This is a genomic window from Campylobacter concisus, from assembly GCF_003048535.1.
Lineage (GTDB): Bacteria > Campylobacterota > Campylobacteria > Campylobacterales > Campylobacteraceae > Campylobacter_A > Campylobacter_A concisus_S.
The window spans coordinates 48,526-74,140 of sequence record NZ_PIRQ01000006.1 but is presented as its reverse complement, the minus strand read 5'-3'; the positions used below and the strand labels follow the sequence as shown (position 1 = coordinate 74,140).

Annotated in this window: 24 protein-coding genes; 19 read left to right on the top strand and 5 right to left on the bottom strand. The window is 37.6% G+C overall.

What is annotated here, in order from left to right:
* Window positions 1–21 precede the first annotated feature (21 nt).
* From ruvC to CVS93_RS06750, 4 genes are all read left to right on the top strand, one after another.
* Window positions 22–501, top strand: a complete 480-nt coding sequence (gene ruvC / locus CVS93_RS06765; RefSeq protein WP_188115405.1) for a crossover junction endodeoxyribonuclease RuvC — start codon at window positions 22–24, stop codon at window positions 499–501.
* A gap of 17 nt (window positions 502–518) precedes the next feature.
* A complete protein-coding gene (locus CVS93_RS06760; RefSeq protein ID WP_107687056.1) occupies window positions 519–1,208 on the top strand; it encodes an MOSC domain-containing protein in 690 nt (229 codons plus the stop codon).
* Between the two features lie 134 nt (window positions 1,209–1,342).
* Window positions 1,343–1,858, top strand: a complete 516-nt coding sequence (luxS, locus tag CVS93_RS06755; protein WP_072595298.1) for an S-ribosylhomocysteine lyase — start codon at window positions 1,343–1,345, stop codon at window positions 1,856–1,858.
* A gap of 1 nt (window position 1,859) precedes the next feature.
* The gene (locus tag CVS93_RS06750; RefSeq protein ID WP_107687055.1) at window positions 1,860–2,966 is read left to right on the top strand and encodes a DNA adenine methylase; all 1,107 of its coding nucleotides are present in this window, start codon (window positions 1,860–1,862) and stop codon (window positions 2,964–2,966) included.
* Between the two features lie 49 nt (window positions 2,967–3,015).
* Here CVS93_RS06750 and thyX read toward each other — a convergent pair whose 3' ends face one another.
* From thyX to CVS93_RS06735, 3 genes are all read right to left on the bottom strand, one after another.
* The gene (gene thyX, locus CVS93_RS06745) at window positions 3,016–3,645 is read right to left on the bottom strand and encodes an FAD-dependent thymidylate synthase (RefSeq protein ID WP_107687054.1); all 630 of its coding nucleotides are present in this window, start codon (window positions 3,643–3,645) and stop codon (window positions 3,016–3,018) included.
* Window positions 3,646–3,763: 118 nt separating this feature from the next.
* Complete coding sequence (gene flgE / locus CVS93_RS06740) at window positions 3,764–6,208, bottom strand: flagellar hook protein FlgE (protein WP_107687107.1); 2,445 nt, start codon at window positions 6,206–6,208, stop codon at window positions 3,764–3,766.
* A 120-nt stretch (window positions 6,209–6,328) separates the two neighbouring features.
* On the bottom strand, window positions 6,329–7,696 hold the full coding sequence (locus CVS93_RS06735) for a Na+/H+ antiporter NhaC family protein (protein WP_103579966.1): 1,368 nt from the start codon (window positions 7,694–7,696) through the stop codon (window positions 6,329–6,331).
* Window positions 7,697–7,815: 119 nt separating this feature from the next.
* On the opposite strand from CVS93_RS06735, the gene pyrE reads away from it, so the two are divergent.
* The 15 genes from pyrE (at window position 7,816) to CVS93_RS06660 (ending at window position 23,463) form a co-directional block, all read left to right on the top strand.
* Complete coding sequence (gene pyrE / locus CVS93_RS06730; RefSeq protein WP_107687053.1) at window positions 7,816–8,424, top strand: orotate phosphoribosyltransferase; 609 nt, start codon at window positions 7,816–7,818, stop codon at window positions 8,422–8,424.
* 244 nt (window positions 8,425–8,668) lie between these two features.
* On the top strand, window positions 8,669–9,358 hold the full coding sequence (locus CVS93_RS06725) for a response regulator transcription factor (protein WP_054197345.1): 690 nt from the start codon (window positions 8,669–8,671) through the stop codon (window positions 9,356–9,358).
* Window positions 9,348–10,775, top strand: coding sequence for a DUF3365 domain-containing protein (locus CVS93_RS06720; protein WP_107687052.1), 1,428 nt, complete (start codon window positions 9,348–9,350; stop codon window positions 10,773–10,775). Before CVS93_RS06725 ends, CVS93_RS06720 begins: the two co-directional genes overlap by 11 nt.
* A gap of 95 nt (window positions 10,776–10,870) precedes the next feature.
* Window positions 10,871–12,937, top strand: a complete 2,067-nt coding sequence (locus CVS93_RS06715) for a multiheme c-type cytochrome (RefSeq protein WP_021090404.1) — start codon at window positions 10,871–10,873, stop codon at window positions 12,935–12,937.
* Between the two features lie 44 nt (window positions 12,938–12,981).
* Entirely contained in the window at window positions 12,982–13,740 is a 759-nt protein-coding gene (locus tag CVS93_RS06710; protein WP_072595292.1) for an FKBP-type peptidyl-prolyl cis-trans isomerase, read from the top strand.
* Between the two features lie 20 nt (window positions 13,741–13,760).
* Window positions 13,761–14,432, top strand: coding sequence for a 4Fe-4S dicluster domain-containing protein (locus CVS93_RS06705; protein WP_021090331.1), 672 nt, complete (start codon window positions 13,761–13,763; stop codon window positions 14,430–14,432).
* 1 nt (window position 14,433) lies between these two features.
* On the top strand, window positions 14,434–15,399 hold the full coding sequence (nrfD, locus tag CVS93_RS06700; RefSeq protein ID WP_107687051.1) for an NrfD/PsrC family molybdoenzyme membrane anchor subunit: 966 nt from the start codon (window positions 14,434–14,436) through the stop codon (window positions 15,397–15,399).
* A 14-nt stretch (window positions 15,400–15,413) separates the two neighbouring features.
* Window positions 15,414–18,029, top strand: coding sequence for a cytochrome c biogenesis protein (gene ccsA, locus CVS93_RS06695; protein ID WP_107687050.1), 2,616 nt, complete (start codon window positions 15,414–15,416; stop codon window positions 18,027–18,029).
* Window positions 18,030–18,037: 8 nt separating this feature from the next.
* Window positions 18,038–18,862: a tetratricopeptide repeat protein gene (locus CVS93_RS06690; RefSeq protein ID WP_107687049.1), complete on the top strand. Its 825-nt coding sequence runs from the start codon at window positions 18,038–18,040 to the stop codon at window positions 18,860–18,862.
* 72 nt (window positions 18,863–18,934) lie between these two features.
* Window positions 18,935–20,056, top strand: a complete 1,122-nt coding sequence (locus tag CVS93_RS06685; protein WP_107687048.1) for a nitrous oxide reductase accessory protein NosL — start codon at window positions 18,935–18,937, stop codon at window positions 20,054–20,056.
* Window position 20,057: 1 nt separating this feature from the next.
* Window positions 20,058–20,243 carry a hypothetical protein gene (locus tag CVS93_RS06680; RefSeq protein ID WP_085658400.1) on the top strand — a complete coding sequence of 62 codons (186 nt, stop codon included), beginning with the start codon at window positions 20,058–20,060 and terminating at the stop codon, window positions 20,241–20,243.
* A complete protein-coding gene (locus CVS93_RS06675) occupies window positions 20,233–21,342 on the top strand; it encodes an ABC transporter permease (protein WP_107687047.1) in 1,110 nt (369 codons plus the stop codon). The genes CVS93_RS06680 and CVS93_RS06675 overlap by 11 nt, the downstream gene beginning before the upstream one ends.
* Entirely contained in the window at window positions 21,339–22,007 is a 669-nt protein-coding gene (locus tag CVS93_RS06670) for an ABC transporter ATP-binding protein (protein ID WP_107687046.1), read from the top strand. Before CVS93_RS06675 ends, CVS93_RS06670 begins: the two co-directional genes overlap by 4 nt.
* Window positions 22,004–22,957, top strand: coding sequence for a hypothetical protein (locus tag CVS93_RS06665; protein WP_107687045.1), 954 nt, complete (start codon window positions 22,004–22,006; stop codon window positions 22,955–22,957). The genes CVS93_RS06670 and CVS93_RS06665 overlap by 4 nt, the downstream gene beginning before the upstream one ends.
* Entirely contained in the window at window positions 22,954–23,463 is a 510-nt protein-coding gene (locus tag CVS93_RS06660) for a hypothetical protein (RefSeq protein WP_107687044.1), read from the top strand. Before CVS93_RS06665 ends, CVS93_RS06660 begins: the two co-directional genes overlap by 4 nt.
* Window positions 23,464–23,883: 420 nt before the next feature.
* Here CVS93_RS06660 and CVS93_RS06650 read toward each other — a convergent pair whose 3' ends face one another.
* Complete coding sequence (locus CVS93_RS06650) at window positions 23,884–24,657, bottom strand: pseudouridine synthase (protein ID WP_009295179.1); 774 nt, start codon at window positions 24,655–24,657, stop codon at window positions 23,884–23,886.
* A 2-nt stretch (window positions 24,658–24,659) separates the two neighbouring features.
* The gene (locus CVS93_RS06645; protein WP_107687043.1) at window positions 24,660–25,613 is read right to left on the bottom strand and encodes a KpsF/GutQ family sugar-phosphate isomerase; all 954 of its coding nucleotides are present in this window, start codon (window positions 25,611–25,613) and stop codon (window positions 24,660–24,662) included.
* Window positions 25,614–25,615: the final 2 nt, after the last annotated feature.

Below are 25,615 nucleotides of genomic sequence, written 5' to 3'. Positions count from 1 at the left end.
TCGTGAAAAAGTATTGAAAAGATAGTTATGAAAATTTTAGGAATCGATCCAGGAACGAAGAATTGCGGTTATGCGATACTTGAAAAAAATAAATTTAAAACTACACTTCTTGAAGCAGGACTCATAAAAATAAAACCAAATACACTTCAGTATCAGATTACCGAGCTTTGTGAGGGGCTTGATCTCATCTTTAAAAATCATAAATTCGATGAGGTTGCGATCGAAGATATATTTTTTGCTTACAACCCAAAGACAGTTTTAAAACTCGCTCAGTTTCGTGGTGCACTTAGCCTTAAAATTTTACAGCTTCATGGCGATTTTGCCGAGTATACACCACTTCAAGTAAAAAAAACTGTCACTGGCAAGGCCAAAGCTGACAAAGAGCAAGTGGCGTTTATGGTGAAGAAAATTTTAGGTATAAACAAAGAGATAAAACCACTTGATATAACTGATGCGATCGCAATCGCGCTAACTCACGCAAATAATTTAAGAGTAAGCTAAATTTTGATAGGAAAAAAATGGCAATAGTAAAAGCATTATTAATCGGCAAGGTAAAAAACTACGGCTCGCAAAGTGCGACTGATAAGCTAAATTTACCTTGGAGCTCAGCTATTTTTAAAGTAGCTCAAAATGGTGAAATTTTTGCAAATGAGCTTGGCTTTGAGGGTGATAGTGTCGCTGATACAAAGCACCATGGCGGCCCTGAAAAGGCAGTTTTTGCAAATTCATTTGCAAATTACGCCGATTGGGAGAGTTTTTTAGGATTAAAAAATATGGCTTATGGAGCTATGGGTGAGAATTTATGCATTGACGGTCTTGATGAGAGTAGTGTCTGTGTAGGTGATATACATAAAATCGGTTCACTAATCCTTCAAGTATCACAGCCAAGAAAGCCTTGCTTTAAGCTCTCAAAAAGATGGGGCAATGAAAATATGGCTACCCACATCTTTGAAACTGGCCTTACTGGCTGGTACTACCGCGTAATAACACCAGGATCGTGCAAGGCAGGTGACACCATAGAGATCATCAAAAAGGATGAAGTTGGCATGAGCATTTTGGAGATAAATAGGCTCTTTTTCACACCAAATGAAAATTTAAATTTACTAGAGAAATTTAACTCTCTCACTACTCTTCCAAAAAGTTGGTATAGTGACATGGAAAGACGTATTCAAGGTATTTATAGTACAGAATATATGAGAAATTTATAATATTAAGTAAAATTTTTATTATTTTAATACTCACAAACATTCAAATATTACAAGGCTTATGTGAAATTTTGCATGAGCCTTTAAATTTTAAACATTTTTTACGCTAGAATTACCAAAAATTTAAAGGAGAAGATATGCCACTACTCGATAGTTTTTGTGTAGATCACGTAAAAATGCAAGCCCCAGGAGTAAGACTAGCAAAAAGTATGAAAACGCCAAAGGGCGATGATATCAGTGTTTTTGACTTGAGATTTTGCAAGCCAAATGAAGAAATTTTACCAGAGAAAGGTACTCATACATTAGAGCACCTCTTTGCTGGCTTTATGAGAAACCATCTAAACGGCAATGGAGTAGAGATCATAGACATCTCACCGATGGGCTGTAGGACTGGCTTTTATATGAGTGTGATCGGTACACCTAGCGAAGAAGCTGTAAAGAAAGCATGGTTAGCCTCTATGAAAGATATCTTAGAGGTCAAAGATCAAGATAAAATTCCAGAGCTAAATAAATTTCAATGCGGTACTTATAAGATGCACTCACTTGATGAAGCACACGCAATAGCAAAGAAAATTCTTGATCTTGGTCTAGTCATCATAAACAACGATGAGATCAAGCTTGACGTTGATGCTATGGGACTAAAAAAGCACTGATTTGAAGCCAACAAAACAAGAAAATCAAGCCTATTTAAAAGAGCAAATTTTAACCTATCTTGGTAACAAACGCTCTCTTTTAGGCTTTATAGATCTAGGTGTAAAATACGCAAAAGACGAGCTTAAAAAAGAGAAACTTAGCTGCTGCGACCTCTTTAGTGGAAGTGGCGTGGTGGCTAGGTTTTTAAAGCAAAATAGCGAATTTCTAGTGGCAAACGACTTGGAGCTTTACAGCTTCATCACAAACTCATGCTACCTACAAAACGCCACAAATGAGCTAAAAAATGAGATAAATTTCTGGCAAAAAAAGCTTGAAAAAGAGATAGAAAATAACCTTTCTGAAGGCTTTATAACAAGGCTTTACGCCCCACAAGATGATAAAAATATTACCGAGGGTGAGAGGGTTTTTTATACTAGAAAAAATGCCATTTTTATTGATACAGCAAGAAGGCTCATAGATGAGTTAGTGCCAGCTGAAATGAAAAATTTCTTCATAGCTCCACTTCTTTATAATGCAAGCGTACATGCAAATACAAGTGGAATTTTTAAAGGTTTTCATAAAAATAAAGAGGGCATCGGTCAGTTTGGCGGCAGGGGGCAAAATGCCATCTCAAGGATCACTTCTGATATAAATTTGACTAAGCCAATTTTTTCAAATTTTAACGTGCCTTTTGAGGTCTATCAAAAGGACGCAAATTTGCTCGCAAAAGAGCTTGATGGTCTTGATCTAGTCTATCTTGATCCGCCTTATAATCAGCACCCATACGGTTCAAACTATTTCATGCTAAATCTCATCGCAAGTTATGAAGAGCCAAGTAAAATTTCAAAAGTTTCAGGCATCGCAAAGGACTGGAACAGATCAGTTTTTAATAAAAAATCATCAGCAAGTGAGGCATTTTTCGAGTTGATAGCAAATTTAAAAGCAAAATTTGTACTCATTTCGTTTAACTCAGAGGGCTTTATCAACCAAGATGAGTTTGATAAAAATTTAAACAAAATGGGCAAGGTTCATCTGCTTCGTAAAAAATACAACGCCTACCGTGGTAGCAGAAATTTAAAAGCTAGAAATATCCACGTAGACGAACTTATTTACGTTTTACAAAAGTAAATTTGCCTATTTCATCACTTCTAAACCACAAACCGCACTAACATAAGTGTTAGTTTGACTCATCATCTGGCAAACATCTCTCAAATATAAATTTATGCTCATCAGGTAAGGCAGAGTAGATAGCATTTGCTAAATTTCTTATCTCCCAAAGGGCTGATTTTGAGCTTCTTAAAGAGATGAAATTTTGTAAGCTTCTAGCGTTTATACTCCATGTAAGCTCGGTTTTATAGCACTCTGGCAGGCAGTATTTGACGATGTCAAGGCTTTTTGTAGTTGAGGCTAAAATTTCACGCAAATTTTCAAGTGCTTTTATGCTTGCGTTATCGACCATTTCGTCATTTGTTAGCACGATAAATTTAGCCGCACGCTCAAACTGTCCTACTTCAAATTTCTCCTCTTTTTTTAGCTCTTTTAGTGTGTAGCGAGTTGATTTGACGCTTAGACTTGCCAAGCGGTGACGAGCTAGCTCTTGAAGTAGCGCACGAGAGATGCCTTGGATGTAGAAGTTGTAGTATAGGTGCTCTAAGGTCGAGGCGTGTTTAAATTTATTTCCTACTCTATCTATTAGCTCAACATCTTTTTCGCCGCCATTGTCGCCTTTTTCAAAGCTTTGCCAGCATGTGCGGATCGCGTGAGAGCAGATATTTAGTGGAGTGTGATTTAGTAGTGTTACTTGCATTTTTTCTCTTTTGTAAAATTTTTTAACATTTTACAAAAAAAAGGCTGATTTTATTTGTAAATTTAAAGCATAAATTTCAAAGGGAGACAAACGCTCCCTTTTGTAAAAGTCTTAGTTATTATTGTTTTAATTGAAGAAGTGTATTTAGCATCTCATCACTTGTTGTGATCGTTTTTGAGTTTGCTTGGAAACCTCTTTGAATAACGATAAGATCTGTTAGCGCACGACTTAGATCGACGTTACTAGCTTCAAGTTTTGAAGCTGCGATCGTTCCCTTATCGCCTGTACCAGCTGCACCGATGACTGCTTCACCTGAGTTTGCGGTTTGTGAAAATACGTTTCCACCCTCGCTTTGAAGACCCTCGTTATTTGTAAAGGTAGCAAGTGCTACTTTAGCTAGGCCAAAGCTTTGACCATTTGAAAATGAGCCTATTATCGTTCCGGTCTCATCTATTTTTATGCCGTTTAATGTGCCGCCTGTGTAGCCATCTTGCGAGATTGATTCAGTTGATGAGTCTTTATCAAAGCTTGTTAAGCCGTTAAAGTCAGTTCCAAGACCAAAATTTAAACTAATATTTTGGCCACTTTGTGAGCCGTTGTTAGCTGAAAATGTTATCGTTGCTGGATGAAAACTTGCAAGTGAGCCATTTGCGTTAAATCTAGCTGTTCCAGTTATAACGTTATCTGGACCTTCACCTGTGTAGTTTATCTTAGCTGGCTCTGGTACTTGTATAACCATGCTCCACTCAGTTCCACCATCTGTTGTGGTGCCTGTCTTTGTCCATTTGATACTAACTGTGTGTTTTGAGCCAAGTGAGTCAAAAATTTCTGCCGTTGAGCCGTGGCTTGACATCATCATCTTTCCACTTGCTCTTAGAGCTTGGCCTGGGCTTAATGCGCCATCAAGTGCTTTCATAATAGTTGTGAGCCTAACATTTTCATTTATAGCTGAATTATTTGTACCTTGAGCTGGCTTTGTAAGACCAGTTGTTGTCATATAAAGTGCATGATCTGCTACTTCATTTGATGGGTTTTCTAGTTGAAATTGACCTAGTTTATTTACAGTGATCTTTACGCCATCGTTTGTGTCATCACCTGCAAGTGCTTGAAGTGCTGCGATACCAGCTGCGTGTTTTGCATCTGGAGTACCAGCTGCAGCGGCATATGCTGTATTATAAGCTGTTCGATATGCAGTGTTAGTTATGGCTGCTCCACCAGTTCCAGGTGCTATTCTATGTGCTGCGGTTGCTAGTTTTGCCGCATCAAGTGCATCTGAGTTCGCGTTTATTTGGCCGTCGCCATTATAGTCAACGTGGTTTCTAGCATCTTCTTGCATAGCAGCGCGAAGATCTTCTGTTGTTGTTACTTGTCTTGCGATTTTATCGTTATTTGGGTGAACAGCTGTTGTTTGTGAGCTTGTATAGACATATTGATAAGCTGTAATGATATCTTTATCAGCTAAACCAGTAACAGTATTTCCGCCATTTACTTTTAGATGGATATTTTTTGTCTCTTCAGTAGTGCCTGAGTTATTTCTGTTTATAAGTGTTAGTTTATTACCTTCTGAAATTTCAGCTCTAACGCCAGTTTTATTATACTGGGCGTTAATAGCAGCTGCAACATCACTTATGCTTGTTATTGTGTTAGCTTGAGATTTGATGTTTGTACCATTGATCGTAATATCAAGTGTTGCTGCTGGGTTTATCTGTCCGATACTTTGTGGCAATCCACTTCCTACTGTAAATTTTTCAGTTTTAGCATTTGCATAGCTCACCCAGATGCCTTGTCCATCTCTTAAAGCAAGACCATTTCCAAGCTCATCAAATGTAACACCAAGATCTACACCACGCTCTGTTAAGCTTTGCTCTTTTCTTGAGTTCGTATAAAACTGATCATTATTTACATCATTCTCGTTATGGACTTCGTTTGCATTTAAAATTCCGTCATTGTTATAGTCACGTCCGCCAGCAACAGAGTCTAGTGAATAAATAGGAGTGCTTCTTTGTCCTATGGTATTGCCTGAGTCAAGGTTGCCTTTTATCTTTACTTCTGTTGTCGCTCTTGCTGGAGTGGTAAGACCCTCTTTTATCACGATATTTTTTATCGGTCCAGTTGAGTCGATAGTACCAGTCTCTTCATCTCTTGTCCAGCCTTGAACGATATAGCCGCTGTTGTTTACGAAGTTGCCAGCTTTATCACGGACAAAGTCACCATTTCTTGTATAGTATCTTGTTGTTCCACCATCTGGAGATACGACAAAGAAACCATTTCCTTGAAGTGCAAGGTCTGTTTGCTTATCAGTAGATGTTAGTGTGCCTTGTGAGAAAATTCTCGTAGTTGAGTTTATAGTCGTTCCTAGACCTATTTGCATAGCATTTTGACCGCCTAGCTGACCTTGTGGAGCAGTAGCGACTCTTGGAGTTTGGCTTAGTATATCAGCAAAATTTGCACGATTGTATTTATAACCATAGGTATTAACGTTTGCGATATTGTTGCCTTCTACGTCCATGGCTATCTGGTGGGCTTGCAGGCCTGAAACACCAGACCAAAGTGATCTCATCATTGACTTATCCTTTTTGCATTTTAAATTTTTATATTTTTCAAAAGCAAAAGATGTTCCAAAATTTATATTGATAAAAAGTAGAAGAAATAAAAAGAAATTTGGCGTAATTAACGCCAAATTTTATCCAAGTATCATAGCTCCAACGATGCCACCGATGATGAGTGGGATATTGAAAAATACAAATGTAGGTACACAAGTATCATATATGTGGTTGTGTTCACCATCAGCATTTAGACCGCTTGTCGGCCCAAGTGTGCTATCGCTTGCTGGGCTTCCAGCATCTCCTAGAGCTGCAGCTATACCAACTAACAAGATGATGGCTGGTACGCCAAAACCAAGACTAACGCATAGTGGCACATAGATAGAAGCTAAGATAGGGATCGTACCAAAGCTAGTGCCTATGCCCATTGTTACAAGTAGACCAATAAGAAGCATCAAAAATGCTCCGCCTATCTTGCCGCCAGATACTAAGCTAGCATATTTTACAAGCTCATCGATACCGCCGCTCTCTCTTAAGATAGTGCCATAACCTGCAGCAACTAGCATGATAAAAGCGATAAATCCCATCATAGCAAGGCCGTTATCCATGATCTTATCTACTTTTTTGTATTCGATACCGCCAAAAACTACCATTACCAAAAGTCCAAGTAGTGCGCCAAGAGGTAGCAGCTCAGTATAAATTTGCACACCAAAAGCCACAACTGCACCAGCTAAAACCGCCCACTCTTTTTTAGTCATCTCAAGGCTTTTTGAGCGCTCGATCTCATCAAGCTCTTCTTTTTCAAATTTTGAAGTTTTATAAGCTCTTTTTTTACCATAAAAAAGTATGGCAAGGATAAGTCCAATAAGCATCGAAGCGCCGCCTATCCACATAACAGAAGATATATCAGAAATAGATGTGGTTATGCCGTTATTTGCTAGCTCTTTTTTTAAGATATTGTGAAAAAGTAGACCAAAGCCAACGCTAAGGCTTACATAAGGTGCTTGAAGACCAAATGTCAAAGCACAAGCTACGGCTCGTCTATCTATTCCCATTTTGTTCATAATAGCAAGAAGTGGTGGAATCAAAATAGGTATAAAAGCTATGTGAACTGGAATTAAATTTTGAGATAAGCATGCTATAAATGCGATAGTTAGTATAAAAATCACTTTATTTGAGCTAAGGAATTTGCTCAAAGCATTTATCAAAATAGCAGTTAAATTTGTATTTGCGATGGCGGCTGCTAAAGCACCAAGCAAAATATAACTAAGCGATGTTTCAAGATTGCCTTGCATACCGCTTATCAGGCTTTGTGTAGTCTCTTTTAGGGCTGTAAAGAGGCTATCTATCCCACCTGCAATGCCACTTTCAAATCCACTAAATCCATGCTTATACATTACTCCCGCAACAAGAGCAGAGATAAGGATAGAAAGCAAAATGTTAAAACGCAATAGACAAAGTATCGTCATTACCAAAATGCTAAAAACAACAGGGTTAAATATAAGCATGAGCGTCCTTTTTGTGAGTGTTGAGAGATTATACAAATGTGTGGCTTATTAAATTTTAAAAAGAGTGGCTTAAGTGGGCTTGTGTTAAGATTTTGAGTAAATTTTAAAAGGAAAAAACGATGGATTTAGAGAAAATTTATAAAGAGGCTGGGGCATATTTAGAGGGACATTTTTTACTAAGCAGTGGCAATCACTCACAGTTTTACCTCCAAAGTGCAAAGGTGCTTGAAGATCCAGCTTTGGCTGGAAAGCTAGCTGATGAGCTTGCCCGTGTGATAGAGAAATTTGGCATTAAATTTGATAGCGTTTGCTCACCTGCACTTGGAGGAATTTTAGCTGGCTATGAGCTAGCTCGCGCAGCAAAGAAGCGTTTTATATTTACAGAGCGCGTTGATAGGGTGATGAGTCTTAGACGTGGTTTTGAGGTAAAAAAAGGTGAGAAATTTATCGTTTGTGAAGATATTATCACGACTGGTGGTTCAGCACTTGAAGCAGCGCACGTGATAGAGAGCCTTGGTGGTGAGGTAGTTGGCTTTGCAGCACTTGCAAACCGTGGCTTTTGTAAGGTTGTAAATTTAGACAATGAGGCTAAGCCAAATGCTAAACTACCAAGCGATAAGCCATTTTTTGCTTTAGGAAATTTTGAGTTTGAAATTTATGAGCCTGAGCATTGCCCACTTTGTAAAAATGGAAGCAAAGCGATCAAACCTGGAAGCAGAGGCAACTAAAATTTATACTATAAATATAGCTATCTTTCTTTTTAAAATTGATCGATAGCTAAAATTTTTAGAAAAATCCAAAAATAGTACTCATAGAAAAATTTTAATCAAGACTTCAAATCACTTCAACAAAAATTTATAGTTTAATTTTTAAAAGTAATCTGTCTTTTATATTGGTATGAATTATTTTTTAGATAATCTTATTTTTTAAGCTACCAAGTGATAATATCTGCTCAAAAAGCGAGATGAAGCTATGCAAGAATATGATATTTTAGACGTTTTATCAAATAAAAAGGTCCTTTGCCTTGAAGATGAAGAGGCGATTTTAAAAAATATTTGTGCTTCTTTGGAGCTATTTTTTGCCGAGGTAAATGGCGTAACAGATGGCTATGATGCACTTGAGCTAGCGATGAGCGATGCTTATGATGTTTTGGTACTTGATATAAGCGTGCCAAATATCGATGGCCTAGAGATCGCTAAAAAAGTAAGAACTATAAATCAAAAAATTCCTATCGTGATCTTATCAAGCCACATCGAGCAAGAGTATTTGTGGAGAGCAGTTGAGCTAAAGATTACAAGGTATCTTGCAAAGCCATATGATAAAAAGTCATTTATAAAAGCCCTAGAAGACGTTGCTTTAGAGCTTGTTGGACGCAAGCCGACTCTTAGACTAAATGATGAATTAGAATACGATTTTGGTAAAAAAGTACTTTATATAAATGGTGAAATTTCTCATCTAAGTAAGAGCGAAAGCAGGCTTTTAGAGTATTTTTTAAATAATAAAAATCAAACTATAACTTATGAACAAATTTTTGATTATATTTGGGAGTATGAACAGCCAAGCAAAGAGGCGATAAAGACGATCGTAAAAGAGCTTAGAAGGAAGCTTGGCAAAGATGTGATTAAAAATTTATACGGTGTAGGTTATCTTTGTGAAATATAAATTTCAGCTAATCGTTGGTGTTTTTATCTTTGTTTATCTCTTAATATCCGCACTTGTTTTAAATTTTTATAATAATCTTGCAATGAAAGATGCCAAAAAAGAGGCGTATTATGTGCTTGAGAGTATAAATTCTGTAAGAGAGTACATTGCAGGCGTTCAGCGTCCGCTAATAGAGCAGCTAAAGCGTGATGGCATTATAAAAGAGGATTTTTTTGATGAGAGATTGCTTTCATCTTCATATATAAGCCGTGAAATTTATAATATCCAAAAGAAAAAATACAATCTTGACTTTGACTACAAACTAGTCGCCATGGCGCCTTTAAATAAAGCTCATGAACCAAATGAATTTGAAGCGCAGGTGTTAAGAGGCTTTAAAGAGAATAAATTTAGTGAGTTTTCAAAGATTATAAAAGATGAAAACGGCTCACAATTTTTTGTAGGACTTCCTATAAAAAGTCAAAATACATCTTGCTTAGCCTGTCACAATAGCGAAAGTGCTCCAAAACAGATGTTGGATCGTTATGAAATTTTAAATGGAAAAATTTCTGAAGCAAGTGAGATGATGGCAATGCTATCTTTTAAAATCCCGTTACGTGCCATTTTTGCTTATCATTTAAAAGAGGTTGTCATCATAATGAGCGCGATAGCCTTTATATTTGGGCTATTTTTACTACTTGTTTATAAGATGCATAGGCGCGGAGAAGAGAGCAAAAGACAGACCGAGCAGCTAATGATACATCAAAGCCGACTAGCCTCAATGGGCGAGATGATAGGCAATATCTCACATCAGTGGAAGCAGCCTTTAGCTCAAATCAGCTCAGCTTTAATAAATTTAGAACTCTATCAGGAGCGAAAAAAGCTTGATGAAGCAAAAATTTATGAGTTTATAGAAGAGACTAGCAAGCAGATAAATTTCATGTCTGAAACGGTTGATGATTTTAAAAACTTTTTTAAGCCAAATACTTTAAAAAGGGAGTTTAGCGTAGAGGAAGTGATAAATCAGACTATAAAAATTCTAAACGCCTCACTTAAGAAATATCAAATCGAAATAGAGATCGATATAAGAGAAAATTTTACGATTTTTGCAAATTTTAATGAAATAATCCAAATTTTAATAAATATTATAAATAACGCAAAAGATGCATTTAAACAAAGCTATGTAAAGCCAAGAGTAATAAAAATTTATACTTTTATAAAAGATAATCGTAAAAATTTATGCGTGCAAAATAATGCGGGAGCGATAAAAGCTTCGTTTTTAAAGGTTATCTTTGAGCCACACTTTAGCACAAAAGAGTCTGGCAGCGGGCTTGGTCTATATATGAGTCGGCTAATCGCTAGCAAAAATAACGCCCTAATCTTTGCTAGAAATGTAGATGAAAATAGTATTACATTTACAATTAGTTTCGAAAATTTATAATTTATTAAAATTCCCCCTTTTCTACCCTTTTTTGGTGTTAGTATTATCAGTATGAAATCATTTTGATTTTAGGATAAAAATTTAAAGGAGGGCACATGAGAAATCTACAAAAAGCCTTAGCTGGTTTGCTCATGGGTGTTAGCATCTTCGCTTCACAAGCCTGTTGCGAAGAGCATAATATGCAGATGTCCGATAAAGCACGTGATGTTATCGCAAATCCTAAAGGCACACTGCAAAGTAGAGGTGTTATCTCCTTGCAAGACTACGTTGTAGAAGAGCAAGAGATGTATAACTGGTTATTTAAAAACCACCCTATTTTTACAAAATATGGTGGTAAAACCGTCGGTAAAATGGTCGTTCACGACCGTGGCTTAGAGTGGCTTGCCGAGGGACATGGCTTTGATATGTCAAAGCTTAGTAAAAGAGATGGCGGTAAGGGCTATAGCTCTATGATGTATAGAATTCCAGCCACTTCATCACTTCAATTTCCTAACAAATTTGTAGGACCAGAAAAGTGCGGTGAGTGTCACCCAGCTCAGTATGAAGTGTGGAGCAGATCTCGCCACGCAACTACTATGCGCTTCCCTGGCGAGCACCCAGAGGTTAATAACAACCTAACTGAGCCAGTATTTGACAAAGATACCGCTTCTATCCTTCCAAAAGGTATCACTCCAGATGTTATCTATGCAACTGTTGGTCACTTAAGAACCAAAATGGGCTACGTTGATGCGTGGCTACTTCGTGGTACTTACTACGTTGAGGGCGGTTTGCTAAGAGATGGTACAGGTCAGATCGTAGCTGGTGGTAACCAATGGCAAAGAACATGGGCGTTAAATTTAGACGACGCAACTGTTAAGAAAATCAAAGAGCTTGTCCCAGAATTTCCTGGCACTCTTGAAGAGTACGGCGACAATGGCGGATATGTTAGAGGTCTAGCTTCATACGCCGCAAAACATAAAAAATCAATGTTTTTCCAAGCAAACTCATCATATTGTGAAGTTTGTCACCCAGTTAAATTCGATTTCAAATCAAAAGCAGAATTTTACGCAGCACTTGGTAATGCTAAAGAGCTTCAAAAACACACTATCTCAAAAGGCGTAAGCTGTGAGGAGTGCCACGGAGCTGGCGGTCACCTTGATGGGGCTACAAATTTTAGAACATCAAACTGCGAACGCTGCCACCAAAGATTTAACTTTAGCCCAGATCTAGCTCGTGCTAATCCGCTTAATAACGGTAAGCTTGATCTTTCTTTAAGTTCTAAATTTAAATCAATGGGACCAGGATGTGGTTCTGAAGGTTCACAATCATACTTTACAGCTCACTACGACAAAGGTATGAGATGTGTTACTTGCCACGATCCACACGACAATACAGGTCCAGTTGTCGGCGATAAGAGCGTAACTGGTATGAACTATAACTCAGAACAAGGTTATCTAAGCTCATTCTATACTAAGCCAAAAATTAGAAAAGAGTGTAAAGATTGCCACGAGACTCAAGCATATATCGCATCTAAAGCAGATACTCACAAAGATAACACTTGTGCATCTTGCCACATGCCATTTATGATGAGTTGTGAGAATTTCTACGCTGTTCAGTTCCAAGACAACGCTGGCTTTGATACTCAAAGAAGATCTCACATCTGGAAGATCATGGTTGATCCAAAAGAGAAATCTCTAGTACCAGGCGATGCTGCTAAAGGTCCAAGAGATGCTAAAGATTGGCACTTTGAGAGAGATAAAAATGGCCATAACTACGTTGACTTGATGTGGGCGTGCGCTAGAACATCTTGGGCTGATAAAGATATGAAAGATACCAAAGGCTGCCACAGCCCAGTACTATCTGAGCTAAAACCAACACTTCACTTCAAAAACCAAAAACAAGTTTATGATGAAGTCATGGGATGGCAAACTCCAGTTAAGAATGAATTCTCTGAAGTTAAGATTGGTATTGAAGGACTTTACTCACTACTTGAGACTAAAAAACTTGATGCAAGTGATAAAGTAAGAGTTTATGAGCTTATCCAAAATGCTCAAGAGATCATCGATATGGTTGAAAAAGATGGTTCGTGGGGTATGCACGGATTTAAATTTACTAAACAAAAACTCGATGCATCAAAAGAGTATATAAAAGAAGCTCAAAGAATTTTGAATAAAAATTTATAGCATTTAGGGGCTAGTTTTAGCCCCTTTAATCTTAAGGGTTTGATATGAAAAATAAGGTTTTAAAATTTACGCTACTTCTTAGCTTAAGTGCTTCTGGTTTGCTTGCAAATGTAGATTCAAATGAGTCTTATGCTATGGGAGCAACAAGTGGTGGATATGTTTTAAAAGGATTACTTGAACAAAAACAAATAGGCATTAGCTACGATGCTGAGGCTGTTATCAAAGGTTTTAGTGATGCATTAAAAGGAGAGCTAAAACTAAGCGATGATGAGATAGCAAAGCTACTAAACAAAAGAGCTGAAAATTTAGACAAGATAGTAAAAGAAAAAGAAGCCGCCATACTTAAAGAGAATTTAAAGCAAGGCAAGGCTTTTATGGATAAAAATGCAAAAAATAAAAATGTAAAAACAACAAAATCAAAATTGCAATATGAAATTTTAAAATCAAGCAAAAAGGGAGCAACTCCAAAACAAGAAAGTATCATCATAGCAAACTACAAAGCTAGTTTTATCGATGGTAAGGTCTTTGATGAGACAAAAGAGGCTCCAGCTCATCTTTCTATGCTAAATTTGATCCCAGGTCTTGAAGAGGGCTTAATGCTCATGAAAGAGGGCGATAAGTTTAAATTTGTTATCCCGCCAGAACTTGCGTACGGCGATAGCGGCATGGAGGGCATACCTGGAGGCGAGACTATCGTTTTTGAGATAGAGCTTGTTAAGGTCTTAAAGCCAGGTGAATTAGCCGAGGCTGCAAAGAAAATTCACGAGAAAGAACTAAATGAGGGCATTAAAAAGCCTCATTAAGATATAAAATGGAGTTAAAAATGCAAAATCAAAAAAATAGAAGAGCCTTTTTAAAAAGCATGGTAGTTGTAGCTGCTGGTGCTGGTGCGGCAAGTAGTGGTTTTGCTTTTAAGAGTGAAGAAAGTGTAAAAAAACCACACTTTGGTATGATATTTGACCAAAATAAATGTGTTGGCTGTACGGACTGCGAGATAGCTTGCAGAAAGGTAAATTTAGTCCCAAAAGGACAGATGAGACTTTTTATAGAAGATAAGACTAATCCTAAAAATTTACTCGATAAAAGATTTGTAAGAGTGTCTTGTCAGCAGTGTGTCGATGCGCCTTGTGTAGCTGTTTGTCCAACCAAGGCTTGTCATAAAGACGAAAAAACGGGCATACAAACTACAAATATAGATGATTGTATCGCCTGTAAATACTGCATCGTAGCCTGTCCATATGATGTGAGATATATCGATAAGGTTACGCACTCAGCTCAAAGCTGTAACTTTTGCGTAGATACAAATTTAAAGGATGAAAAAGAACCAGCTTGCGTAGAAGCTTGTAGATATGAAGCGATCGTCTTTGGTGATCTTAACGATGAAAATTCGCACATCAGTAAGCTACTAGCCGTAAAAGATAGCATAAGGCTAAGAGCAGAGCTTGGCACAAAACCAAGCCTTAGATATATTCCTAAAGTAAAAATGGGGGTGTAAGATGGATGGTGTATTAAATTTTACTGCAACATTTTCGCATGGAGTAGAATGGGGCTGGCCGATCGCTGTTTATCTTTTGCTAGCTGGTATGAGTGGTGGAGCGCTAATCGCTGCTATACTTTTAAAACACTATAAAAAGCAAGAGAGTTTTAGCCCATTTTTTAAGGCTGCTTCACTTTTAGCATTTGTTAGTATCATGCTTGGTATGGTTTGCTTGATAGCTGACCTTGAAAAACCGCTTTTATTTTGGAAAATTTTAATTAATTATAATTTCACATCAGTTATGTCTATCGGTGTTGCTGGACTTTGTGTATTTATACCGCTTAGCTTTTTGATGTGCCTTTATGCATTTAATGATGAGATTTCAAATTTCTTAGCCAAAAGTTTAAAATCCTTTAGCACTCTTTTTGCGCTAATAATGAAAATTTTAATACCGCTTTATCCATTTTTAAGTCGTATTTGTCTTATTTTTGCTGTAATAATTTGTGCTTATACTGGATTTTTGATCTCAGTTTTGATTAGATTTCCACTCTTAAACACAGCTGTGCTTCCAGCTTTATTTATAGCTTCAGGACTAAGTGCTGGCATAAGTGGCAGTAGCTTGGTCGCAGCAGCTTTATTTAAAGAAGATCCACATTCAAGCGACCTTCATTCGCTTCATAGCGTAGAATTTAGCGTTTTGGGAGCTGAAATTTTACTCATTTTAATGCTTTTTGTATCGCTTTTACTTGGTTCAAGTTATCAGCAAAATGCAGCTGTTGCTTTTTATAGTGGCGTTTGGGCAAATTTCTTTTGGCTTGGTGTTGTGCTAGTTGGCTTTATTGTGCCTTTTGTTTTAAATTTTGCATTTGGCAAAAAAGTAGCTAGCCTAAAATTTAGCTTTTATATCAGTTCATTAGCGGCTGTTATCGGTGTTTTACTGCTTAGGGTGTTTATACTTTATGCGGGACAAACTTATAGCATTTAAAGCAGAGGCGAGCGATGAGAATTTTAAATATCTACCGCTTGTCTTTGATATTATTATTTATTCTTGCTTTTGGTGCAGGGCTTGCGACTTTTTTAGAAAATTTTTATGACACACAAACAGCCAGAGTGCTTGTTTATGAAGCGCTTTGGTACGAGTGTGTTATGTTTGCTTGCACCATTTGTTTAGCCATTAGTATCGTAAAAACCAAGATGTATAAAAAATTTGGCGCATTTTTGATACATCTTGCTTTTATCGTTATTTTCATCGGGGCTACGCTTACAAGGTATTTTGGCGAAGAGGGCGTTATGCATCTTAGAACCTTGCAAAGCTCAAATGTAATGCAAAGCGTCAAGCCTTATCTTAGAGTCGAAATGCTTGGAGAAAATTTTAGTTATCCATTAAAATTAAGCTTATTTGGTAAAAACGACTTTGAGTTTAAAAATTTTATAGATGGCAAGGAATTTATAATTAACTTGCTTGGATATAAAAAAGATGAGAAAAACGCTCCTGCTACGCTTAGTTTAGAGATAAGTTTTAACGGCGAAAAAAAGAGCGTTAAGCTAAAAGGTGGAGCTGGATATGAGCTGGAGCCTAGTGTGCTAAGTTTTGGTGGGCAAGAGGTGAAATTTTACTTTAGCTCAAAGGCTTTAATTTTGCCATTTTCATTAAAGCTTGACGAGTTTATTTTAGAGCGATATGCGGGGCTAAATAGTCCATCATCTTATACAAGCAAAGTAAGTATCGCTGGCGGCAAGTACGACATCTCGCTAAATAGTCCACTAACGATTGATGGCTATAAAATTTTTCAGTCTTCATACGATCCTGATGAGCTTGGAAGCGCTTTTGAGATCAGCCGTGATCCTGGCAAAATCCCAACTTATATCGGATATTTCTTGCTTTGTCTTGGCTTTGTGGCAAATTTATTTAGTAAAAAGAGCCGATTTTTTAGGCTGCTAAATTTTATAAAAGGTTCGCAAATCGTATTTTTGGCTATTTTGCTTTTAAATGCTACTCCAAATTTTGCCAATGAAAATAATAAAAATTTAGACGCTCATGCAAGCAAATTTGCCAAAATTTTAACTCAAGCTGATAACAGAATCGCTCCAGCTGGCTCTTACTCAAGAGCTGTGATAAGTAAAATTTCAACCAAAACTACGCTATTTGGGCTTAGTAGCGAGGAGCTAATGCTCTCTTTTGCTATCTCGCCAAAAGAGTGGATGGATAAAAGGATGGTAAAGATCACAAGTGAGCGTGTGGGCGAGCTTTTGGGAGTTAATGAAAAATTTGCTAGTTTTAACGATGTCTTTAACGAAAATGGCGAGTATAAGCTGGCTAAATTTGTAGAAGCTGCAAATGAAAAATCCGCCTCAAAAAGAGATAAATTTGACAACGACGTTATAAAATTTGACGAGAGATTAAATGTCTTATATCTTGCGCTAAAGGGCGAGATGCTTAAATTTATCCCAGCTAAAAATGGTGATAAGCTCACGTGGCTAGGCGTAAATGAAGCCTTTAGCTCAAGTGAAATTTCAAACGAGCTTAAAAGCATTTTGGGCGCTTATATAGAAAATTTAAGCCTTTGCGTAAAAAGTGGTGAGTGCAAAGAAGCTGATAAGAGCTTGGAGAAAATTTCAAGCTATCAAAGAAGCATTCTAGGCTCTCTTGCGCCAAGCGAGGCAAAGGTGGAGCTTGAAGTGCTTTATAACCAAATGGAAATTTTTAAATTTCTTATATATTTTTACATGATCCTTGGATTAGTTTCGCTCGCTCTTGGCTTTTATAGGCTATTTTCTGGAAAGAAATTTAGATTTGAAAAAGCGCTTAGCCTTGCATTTTATTTTGGCTTTGCGGTGCATTTGTTAAATTTAGCTCTTCGTGCTTATATCTCAGGGCATGCACCTTGGAGTGATGCCTATGAGAGCTTAGTGTATATCTCGCTTGCAAGTGTATTAGCTGGAGTTTTATTTTTTAAACATCAAAGCTTTGCTCTTGGAGCTGCTTCACTTTTTGCAAGTGTGAGCTTGCTTGTAGCTCATCTAAATTTTATAAATCCACAAATAACAAATCTAGTTCCAGTTTTAAAGTCATTTTGGCTTAGTGTGCATGTAAGTGTCATCACGGCAAGCTACGGCTTTTTAGGCTTTAGCTTTGTGCTTGGGCTTCTTGGGCTTCTTTTAATGGCTATAAAAAATCAAAAAAACGAGCAAAAGCTTAGCGAGCAGATAAGATACCTCACCGCAACTAATGAGCTAAGCCTCATCATAGGACTTAGCTTGCTAACTATTGGAAATTTCCTTGGCGGTGTCTGGGCAAACGAGAGCTGGGGTAGATACTGGGGCTGGGATAGCAAAGAGAGCTGGTCGTACATTACGATAATTATTTATGCTATTGCGCTTCATTTAAGATTTATCCCAAGATTAAAAAATATTTTTACCTTTTTAGTAGCTAGCGTGCTCTCTTTTGGTTCAGTTATTTTTACCTATTTTGGTGTAAATTTCTATCTAAGCGGACTTCACTCATACGCAAATGGTGATGGATTTAGCGTTTCAAATTTGCTTTATTTGCTTTTAATGCTCTTGGCTTTGCTAATCGCCTTTGCTTATAGAGGTAAGGATATAAAAGAGATTTAGGAGATATGATGAAAAAGGGTTTAGTTTTATTGTTTGCTTGTTTGGGACTATTAAATGCTGGCTATATCAAAGAGGCTTTAAGTGCAAAAGACGATCACAACAAGCTAGCACAAATTTATGAAGATGCTTGTGACAAAGAGAAAAAGGCATCAGGCTGCTATAACCTAGCTGTACTTTACAGCAGAGGTGATGGCAATGTCAAAAAGGACGAAGCAAAGGCAGCAATGCTTTATGAAAAAGCTTGTGATCAAAATTTCTCTATGGCTTGCAGTAATCTTGGCTACGCCTATGAAAAAGGCAAAGGTGTGGAGAAAGACCTAGAAAAAGCAGTTAAATTTTATGAAAAGGCTTGTAAGGATAATGAGGGTTGCACGGAGCTTGGCTTGCTTTATGCAAATGGCACCGGCGTGACAAAGGATCTTAAAAAGGCAAAAGAGCTTTACGAAAAGGCTTGCATGGCAGGGGACGGCATAGGATGTAGTAATCTTGGCTATTTGTACGCGCAAGGTGAAGGTGTCGAGAAAGACTATGCAAAAGCCAAAGTAAACTACGAAATGGCTTGCGCAAACGAAGCTGGCATAGGGTGTGACAACCTTGGCTTTTTATATGTTTATGGCCAAGGCGTTGATCAAAACCTCACAAAAGCCACAAAACTTTATGAGCAAGCGTGTATATATGGATATGAAAAGGGCTGCAATAATTACGCTATCATGCTAGCAGAGGGCAAAGGTGTGAAAGAAGACGCGGAGAAAGCACGTGAAATTTTTACTAGAAGCTGCAAAAATGGCTTAAAAGAAGCGTGCGAGAATTTAGAAATTTTAGGAAAGCATTGATGCTTGATAAAGCTAGCCTAGTGGCATTTAAAGCTTATAAATATAAAAATAAAAAATACTAAAGGAGATAATATGATTTTACGTTCTATCTTGGGTTCAGCACTGTTAGCGACCTTGATTTTTGGTGCCTCGGCAAATGAGCAAACCGTCAAAATGAAACCGATGTTTCAAAGCGTGGATCCTAGCAAGGCTACACTAGTAGGAAATGGCGAGGGCAAGGAGTACTGCGCCGTTTGTGGAATGAATTTGGTTAAATTTTATAAGACCAATCACGTCTACAATGGCAAGCAAGTAGCATCACTCCACTGCTTATACGAGCTAACAGAAGGTAAGATCCCAAGTGATGCGCAGGTTGTTGATACTAAAAATTTAAATTTGATCGATGTAAATAAAGCCTTTTACGTAGTTGGTAGTAGCGTCAAAGGCACAATGACTAGAAATAGCAAATACGCCTTCTCAACCGAGGCTGACGCAAAAGAATTTCAAGCAGAAAATGGTGGCGAGATAATGAATTTTGCTAAAGCTTACGAGATCGCTGGACAGGATTTCGAGGGTGATAATAAAATGATAAAAGCTAAGCGTGAAGATGGTGTTTATGCACATGGTAAAGAATTTTATGAAGCAAACTGCGACAAAACTGATCCAAAAAGCTTTAAGGCTATCTCTGAGCTAAAAGCTCATCTCAAAAAAGTATGCGACGCAAAAGAAGCTAGCAAAGCCCCAGAGTATGATAAACACCTACAAGCTGCTGCTTTGTACCTATGGGATGCTCCGGCAAATTTAGGCGCTAGCAACCAAGCCTCAAAAGCTAAACAAGAAATAAAAAAACCTGAGAGAATAGTCGTGCCAAAGGGCGCAAGATGTGCGGTATGCGGCATGCTTGTCAAAAATTCTCCATGGGCGACACTCATCAAAGCAGATGGCAAGGATTATTATTTTGATGGTGTAAAAGATATGGCACAATTTTACTTTGCGGATGGCAAAATGAAAGATGCTTATGTGAGTGATTATTACACGCTAGAAAAGCTTGATGCAAAAGATGCGTTTTATGTTCACGGCTCAAACGTTTACGGACCAATGGGCGATGAGTTTATCCCATTTAAAGATGAAGCAAAGGCAGAGAGCTTTTTAAAAGATCATGCCGGCAAAGGTGTCATAAGATTTGACGAGATAAAGAATTTTATCGGTAAATAGTGTGAAATTTCTAGTTTTTTTGGCGTTATTTTTTGGACTCTCTTATACGCTTTTGGCGGCGCACTACCTTAGCTTTGACCACAAATCAAAGCAAGATGAGCTAAGAGAAATTTCTAAGATAACAAGAGCAAATGCTGCTTTTAGTTTTAACCAAAAGGGGCAAAAAGGCTTTGTCTATGATAGGTAAAAATTTTATAAACTATGCTGTGGTTCTGCTTTTTAAAGATATGAAGGATCACCTTTTTAGCTTTTGCCTCTTTGCACTTATTATCTTTGTGCTAAGCTCGGTACTTTTCATCTCTGGATCGATCCAACATGATCTTATAAATTTAGTAAAAGATAGATCAAGTATCGTAGTGAGTGCATTTCGTGCTGGCAAAAATGATCTCATGCACCCTGGCTATATCTACGACATCTCAAAGATCGATGGCGTAAGTGATGTAAGGGGCGTGGTTGATGGAGAGTACTACTTCGTTCAAAAGCGTGTTTGGTTTCATCTATATGAAGATGATAGCTTAAAAGAGGATGAGATGATCGTCGGAGAAGGTGTAAAGGCGGCGATGAATGAGCTTTACTACGATGAGAGCTTTAATTTTTTGACTGAAGAGCGCATGATACCAGTAAAGATATTAAAGACTATGCCGACACAAAGTGGTTTAATCTCAAATAACGCTATATTTTTGCATCCAAATACGCTAAGGGCTATCTTAAATTTAAAAGATGAAGAGTATACGAAGCTCTACGTTGAAGTGCCAAATACTGATGAGATCAGTGAAGTAGCTTTAAAAATAGAGAATTTATATCCAAATTCTTTCGCCCTTAGTATAGAAGATGAGGTGGCTAAGGTTAGGCACCTTTACTATTATAAGGGTGGAATTTTCATGAGCATTTACGTTAGCGTTATGCTTATATTCTTTGTCTTGCTTAAAAACCAAATTTCACTCGCATATGGTAGTAAAAAGCGTGAAATAGCTATTTTAAGGAGCATTGGTTTTTGTATAAAAGATATTATATTTTTAAAATTTATACAAAATTTCATCGTGAGCGTTAGTGCTTTTTTACTCGGTGTTATACTGGCTTATCTCTTTGTTTTTGTATTAAACGCTCCACTTCTAAAAGGGATATTTTTAGGTGATGAGCTTTTAAATTTTACAAATTTCACACCTATTTTAGAGTTTGATAAGCTCTTTTTGATCTTTGTTTTTGGCGTAATACCATTTTTGGCGTTTGTACTCATACCTTCATGGAGAGTAGCGAGTAGTGACATAAATGAGGGGCTAAAATGATAAATATAAGAGGTGTTAGCCTGGTTTATAACCAAAACAAACAAAATGAGTTTTGTGCTTTAAAAAATATAAATTTAGATATTAATGACGGCGAGCTAGTGATACTAAAAGGCATTAGTGGAAGCGGTAAAAGCACTCTACTTTCTCTTATCGCCCTACTTCAAAAGCCAACTAGTGGAGAAATTTTGATAGATGGCACTAACATCGCAAAGCTGCCTGATGTCTTTTGCTCTGAGCTTAGACACAAAAGGCTTGGGCTTATCTTTCAAAATTTTAACCTCATCGAGGGGCTAAGTGTATATGAAAATTTATTAGCTCCATTTGCTCTAACAAATTTTAAGGCAAATGTGCGAGATGAGATGATAAAAAAGGCTCTAAGCCTCGCAAATATTGCTCATAAAAAAGATGAGAACGTATCAAATTTAAGTGGTGGCGAGCGTCAAAGATGCGCGGTAGCTAGAGCTTTATCTATGGATGCTAACATCATCTTGGCTGATGAGCCAACGGCAAATTTAGACAGACAAAATGCACGTGCATTTTTGGGCTTACTAGAGTCTTTTAAAACTCTAAAAAAGAGTGTCATTGTCGCTACTCACGATAGCATTTTTGATGAGCTAAGTGCAACAGATAGAGTTGTCAGCTTACAAAATGGAGAGATAGTATGAGTGTCTTTTTATCAAACGCCGTTATTGCCTTTTTGTTAGCGGAGTTTGTGCTTTTAGTTTTGATGAGTATTTCGCTCTTTTACGTCGTTAGGATAGTGAGGTCGTGGGACTACAACGCACTAACATCGCTTCAATACTCGCTTGAAAAGCAAAACTATCTTGTAAATACTATCTTGCTTTTTTGTGTCTGTATCAAGATCGTATTGTTTATATTTTTTGCACTTTGCCTAAATGAACTCTCTGACATTGTGCCTGGTGCCATGTGTTCAGCTGGCGTGATTGGCTCAAATAAATTTGGTGGCATATTGATGCTCACTAAAATTTTGCTGATCTTTGGACTTGGTATTTGGCTGGTTATAAATAAGCTTGACTTGCAGGCTCTAAATTTCCCTTATCTAAAGAAAAAATACGCCATTTTTATCTGCCTTTTTGTGATGATATTGCTCGAGCTTGGTATAGAAATTTCGTTTTTTTACAATATCCCACTAAAGGTGCCAGTCTTTTGCTGTTCTGTTACTTTTCAAGCTCCAAAGCTACCATTTGGCTATACAAATTTTGGTTTAGTGAGCGTATTTTTCGTGCTATTTTTTGTCATTTTGGTGCTAAATTTTTTAAAGCAAAGTATGGCGAGCTTTGTGGCAAATTTGTTATTTTTAGTGCTTAGCTACTACGCCATCACCTACTTTTTTGGCCTTTATGTTTACGAGCAGCCAAACCACAAATGCCCATACTGCATGCTAAAAGGTGATTATTTTTATGTTGGCTACCTCATCTGGGGCAGTTTGTTTCTCGGTGTATTTTACGGCCTTATGCCATATCTTGTTGAGATGATCACAAAGACAAACTACTCACACAAGCTCAAATTTTCATCGATCTGGCTAGGTGTTTGCGTGCTGATATGCTCGCTTTATGTCCTAAAATATTATTTGCTAAGAGGATTTTTATTTTGATAAAGCAAATTTTTTCTTTGTGTTTGTTAGCTCTAGTTCTAGCTGTACTTGCCTATAATGCTGATATAAGCGACGATAAAATTTTAGTTTTAAATAATGGCAAATCTGAGCCGATCGAGCAACTTACGCCAAATAAATTTATATGTTATGAGAGTAGGACGCTTATTGCTGATAACAACGACACAGCCCAAGCCATCATGCCAAATGGCGACATCTACTTTTTTAACGACATCACAAATTCTTTCATCTGGTATATGGCTGAAAAAGATAAGGAAAAGATCAAGCTATATGTCTATTCAAGAGATACAAATCGCTACATCCTAGCGCAAAATGCGTGGTACTCAAGGGTTGATATAACGCCGATGGGATACGGCATAGGGGCATATGAGTTTCACACATATGGCATAAACGACAACTACTTTAAAGAGGTCTTGTTATACGCAGCACGTGGTGAGACGCTACTAAATCCATATATAAACATCCTACTTTCAGAAAATAAGATATAAATTTATTAGAGCTCTAAATTTGCTAGAACCCTGTTGGATTATTTTTAGTATTAAAGGCCTTTTTCGTTTAACTTTTTATAAACGTCACACCCTGGTTGAAGCCCTAATTCGCAAGCTTTACCAAAATATTCTTTTTCGGTGCGATATTTTGTCTTAATCCTTGTTTATTTTCATATATAACTCCTAAATTAAAGCAACAATCAATATTTCAACTATCATAAGCATTTTGCTATTGCTTAGTTGCTTTATCATAAGTCACCTTTATTGTGCTTCAAGTCTAAGCTCAAAAAGATCCTCGCAAAAGCCAGTGGTTAGCAATATCACAGATAAAAGAACAGCCTTTTTCATTTTTTCTCCATTTTGCAAATTCGTAGTTATTGTGGTTTGGCTTGCCTCTTTGTTAGAGAAACAAGCCTAATATTAGTATCTAACGTTATTAACTTTTAAAAAGTCTCTTAGATCTTCGTATTCGCTGTTTTCAAAGTAGCGCCATTTGCCAGGCTTTAGCATATCAAGGCTAACACGTCCAAAACTAACCCTTTTTAGATCCATTACTTCAAGGTCAAAGTATCCAAAGAAACGGCGAAGCTCTCTGTTTTGACCCTCGTTGATGATGACCTTTAGTTTTGTATAGCCGCCGCTTGAGCCAAAGACTTTGTAGGCTAGAAAAGGCTTAAACTCCATTGATTTTATAGTAGTTTTTGCGTGCGCGCCTTTGGTAGCATCCTTGGCAAAGAAGCCATTTGTCATTGCCTCAATAACCTCTTTCGTTACTTCGCCTTTTACTTTTAGATAGTATTCGCGCTCTAAGTCGCTATTCATGAGAGCTGTGGCGATCGCTGGGGCGTCAGTTAGCAAAAGTAGTCCTTCGCTCGCGTAGTCTAAGCGCCCCACACTAACAAATTTAGCAAATTTCTTATCTAACGTATCATAGATCGTCTTTCGTCCGCGGTCATCTTTCTTGCTAACTAGCTCGCCCTTTTGTTTGTGATAAACGATAACAGTAAATTCCTTCTTTAGCTTTATCAAACGGCCATTTATACGAACTTTATCATCTTCGTCCACACTTGTCGCAAGATCGCTAACCACACGCCCTGCTATACTAACCTTGCCAGCTTTTATCAGCTCATCTGCCTCACGGCGTGAGTAGTTTGTGTTGTGTGAGATAAATTTATTAAGTCTTGTTTTTTCCATTTTTATAGTCCTAAATTTGCAAGGTCATGGATGTGTAAAACACCTACAGGCACGCTGTTTTCTACGACGGCTAGAAGCTGAATTTTATATTTTTCTATGAGGGCTAACGCATCCACGGCTAACATTTCCTTGTTGTTTATCTCTTTTGGATGTAAGGTTGCAAATTTCATTGCTGGCTCGTCTAGGTCAAAGTCTTCCCTCATAAGTGCACGTCTAAGATCGCCGTCGCTTAAAATAGCATCTAACACACCATCTTTATCGACGATTAGGACCGTGCCAAGTTTGCCATGCGTCATCGTATCGATTGCTTTTTTTAGGCTCGCATTCCAACGAACTATCGGTAAATTTTCGCTTCTCATCACATCTTTGACCTTTAAAAATAGCCTCTTGCCAAGGCTACCACCTGGATGAAAATTTGCAAAGTCCTCTTTTTTAAAGTCTCGCTTTTTCATCAAACAAACAGCTAGCGCATCGCCAAGAGCTAACGTTAGCGTAGTTGATGCTGTTGGAGCAGCATTTAGTGGGCAGGCCTCTTTCTCTACATCTATGCTAATAAATGCATCGCTAAATTTACCAAGTGAGCTTGTTTTACTTCTTGCCATGGCGACGATCTTTACGCCAAAGCGCTTTACGTGAGGTAAAATTTTGATAAGCTCATCGCTTTCGCCACTAAAGCTAATGGCTAACAAAACATCATCTTTTTCTATCATGCCAAGGTCGCCGTGCATAGCCTCTGTTGGGTGTAAGAAAAAGCTTGGCGTGCCAGTACTTGCAAGTGTGGCAGCGATCTTTGCGCCCACATGACCACTCTTGCCAACGCCTGTGACTATGACCTTGCCCTTTGTATTAAATATCAAATTTACAGCATCTTCTATGGCTAAATTTTTAGCATGCCTTAAAAGCTCGTTTGCTTCTATCTTTAAAACTTCGGCCGCGATTTGGTTCATTGTCTGCATAA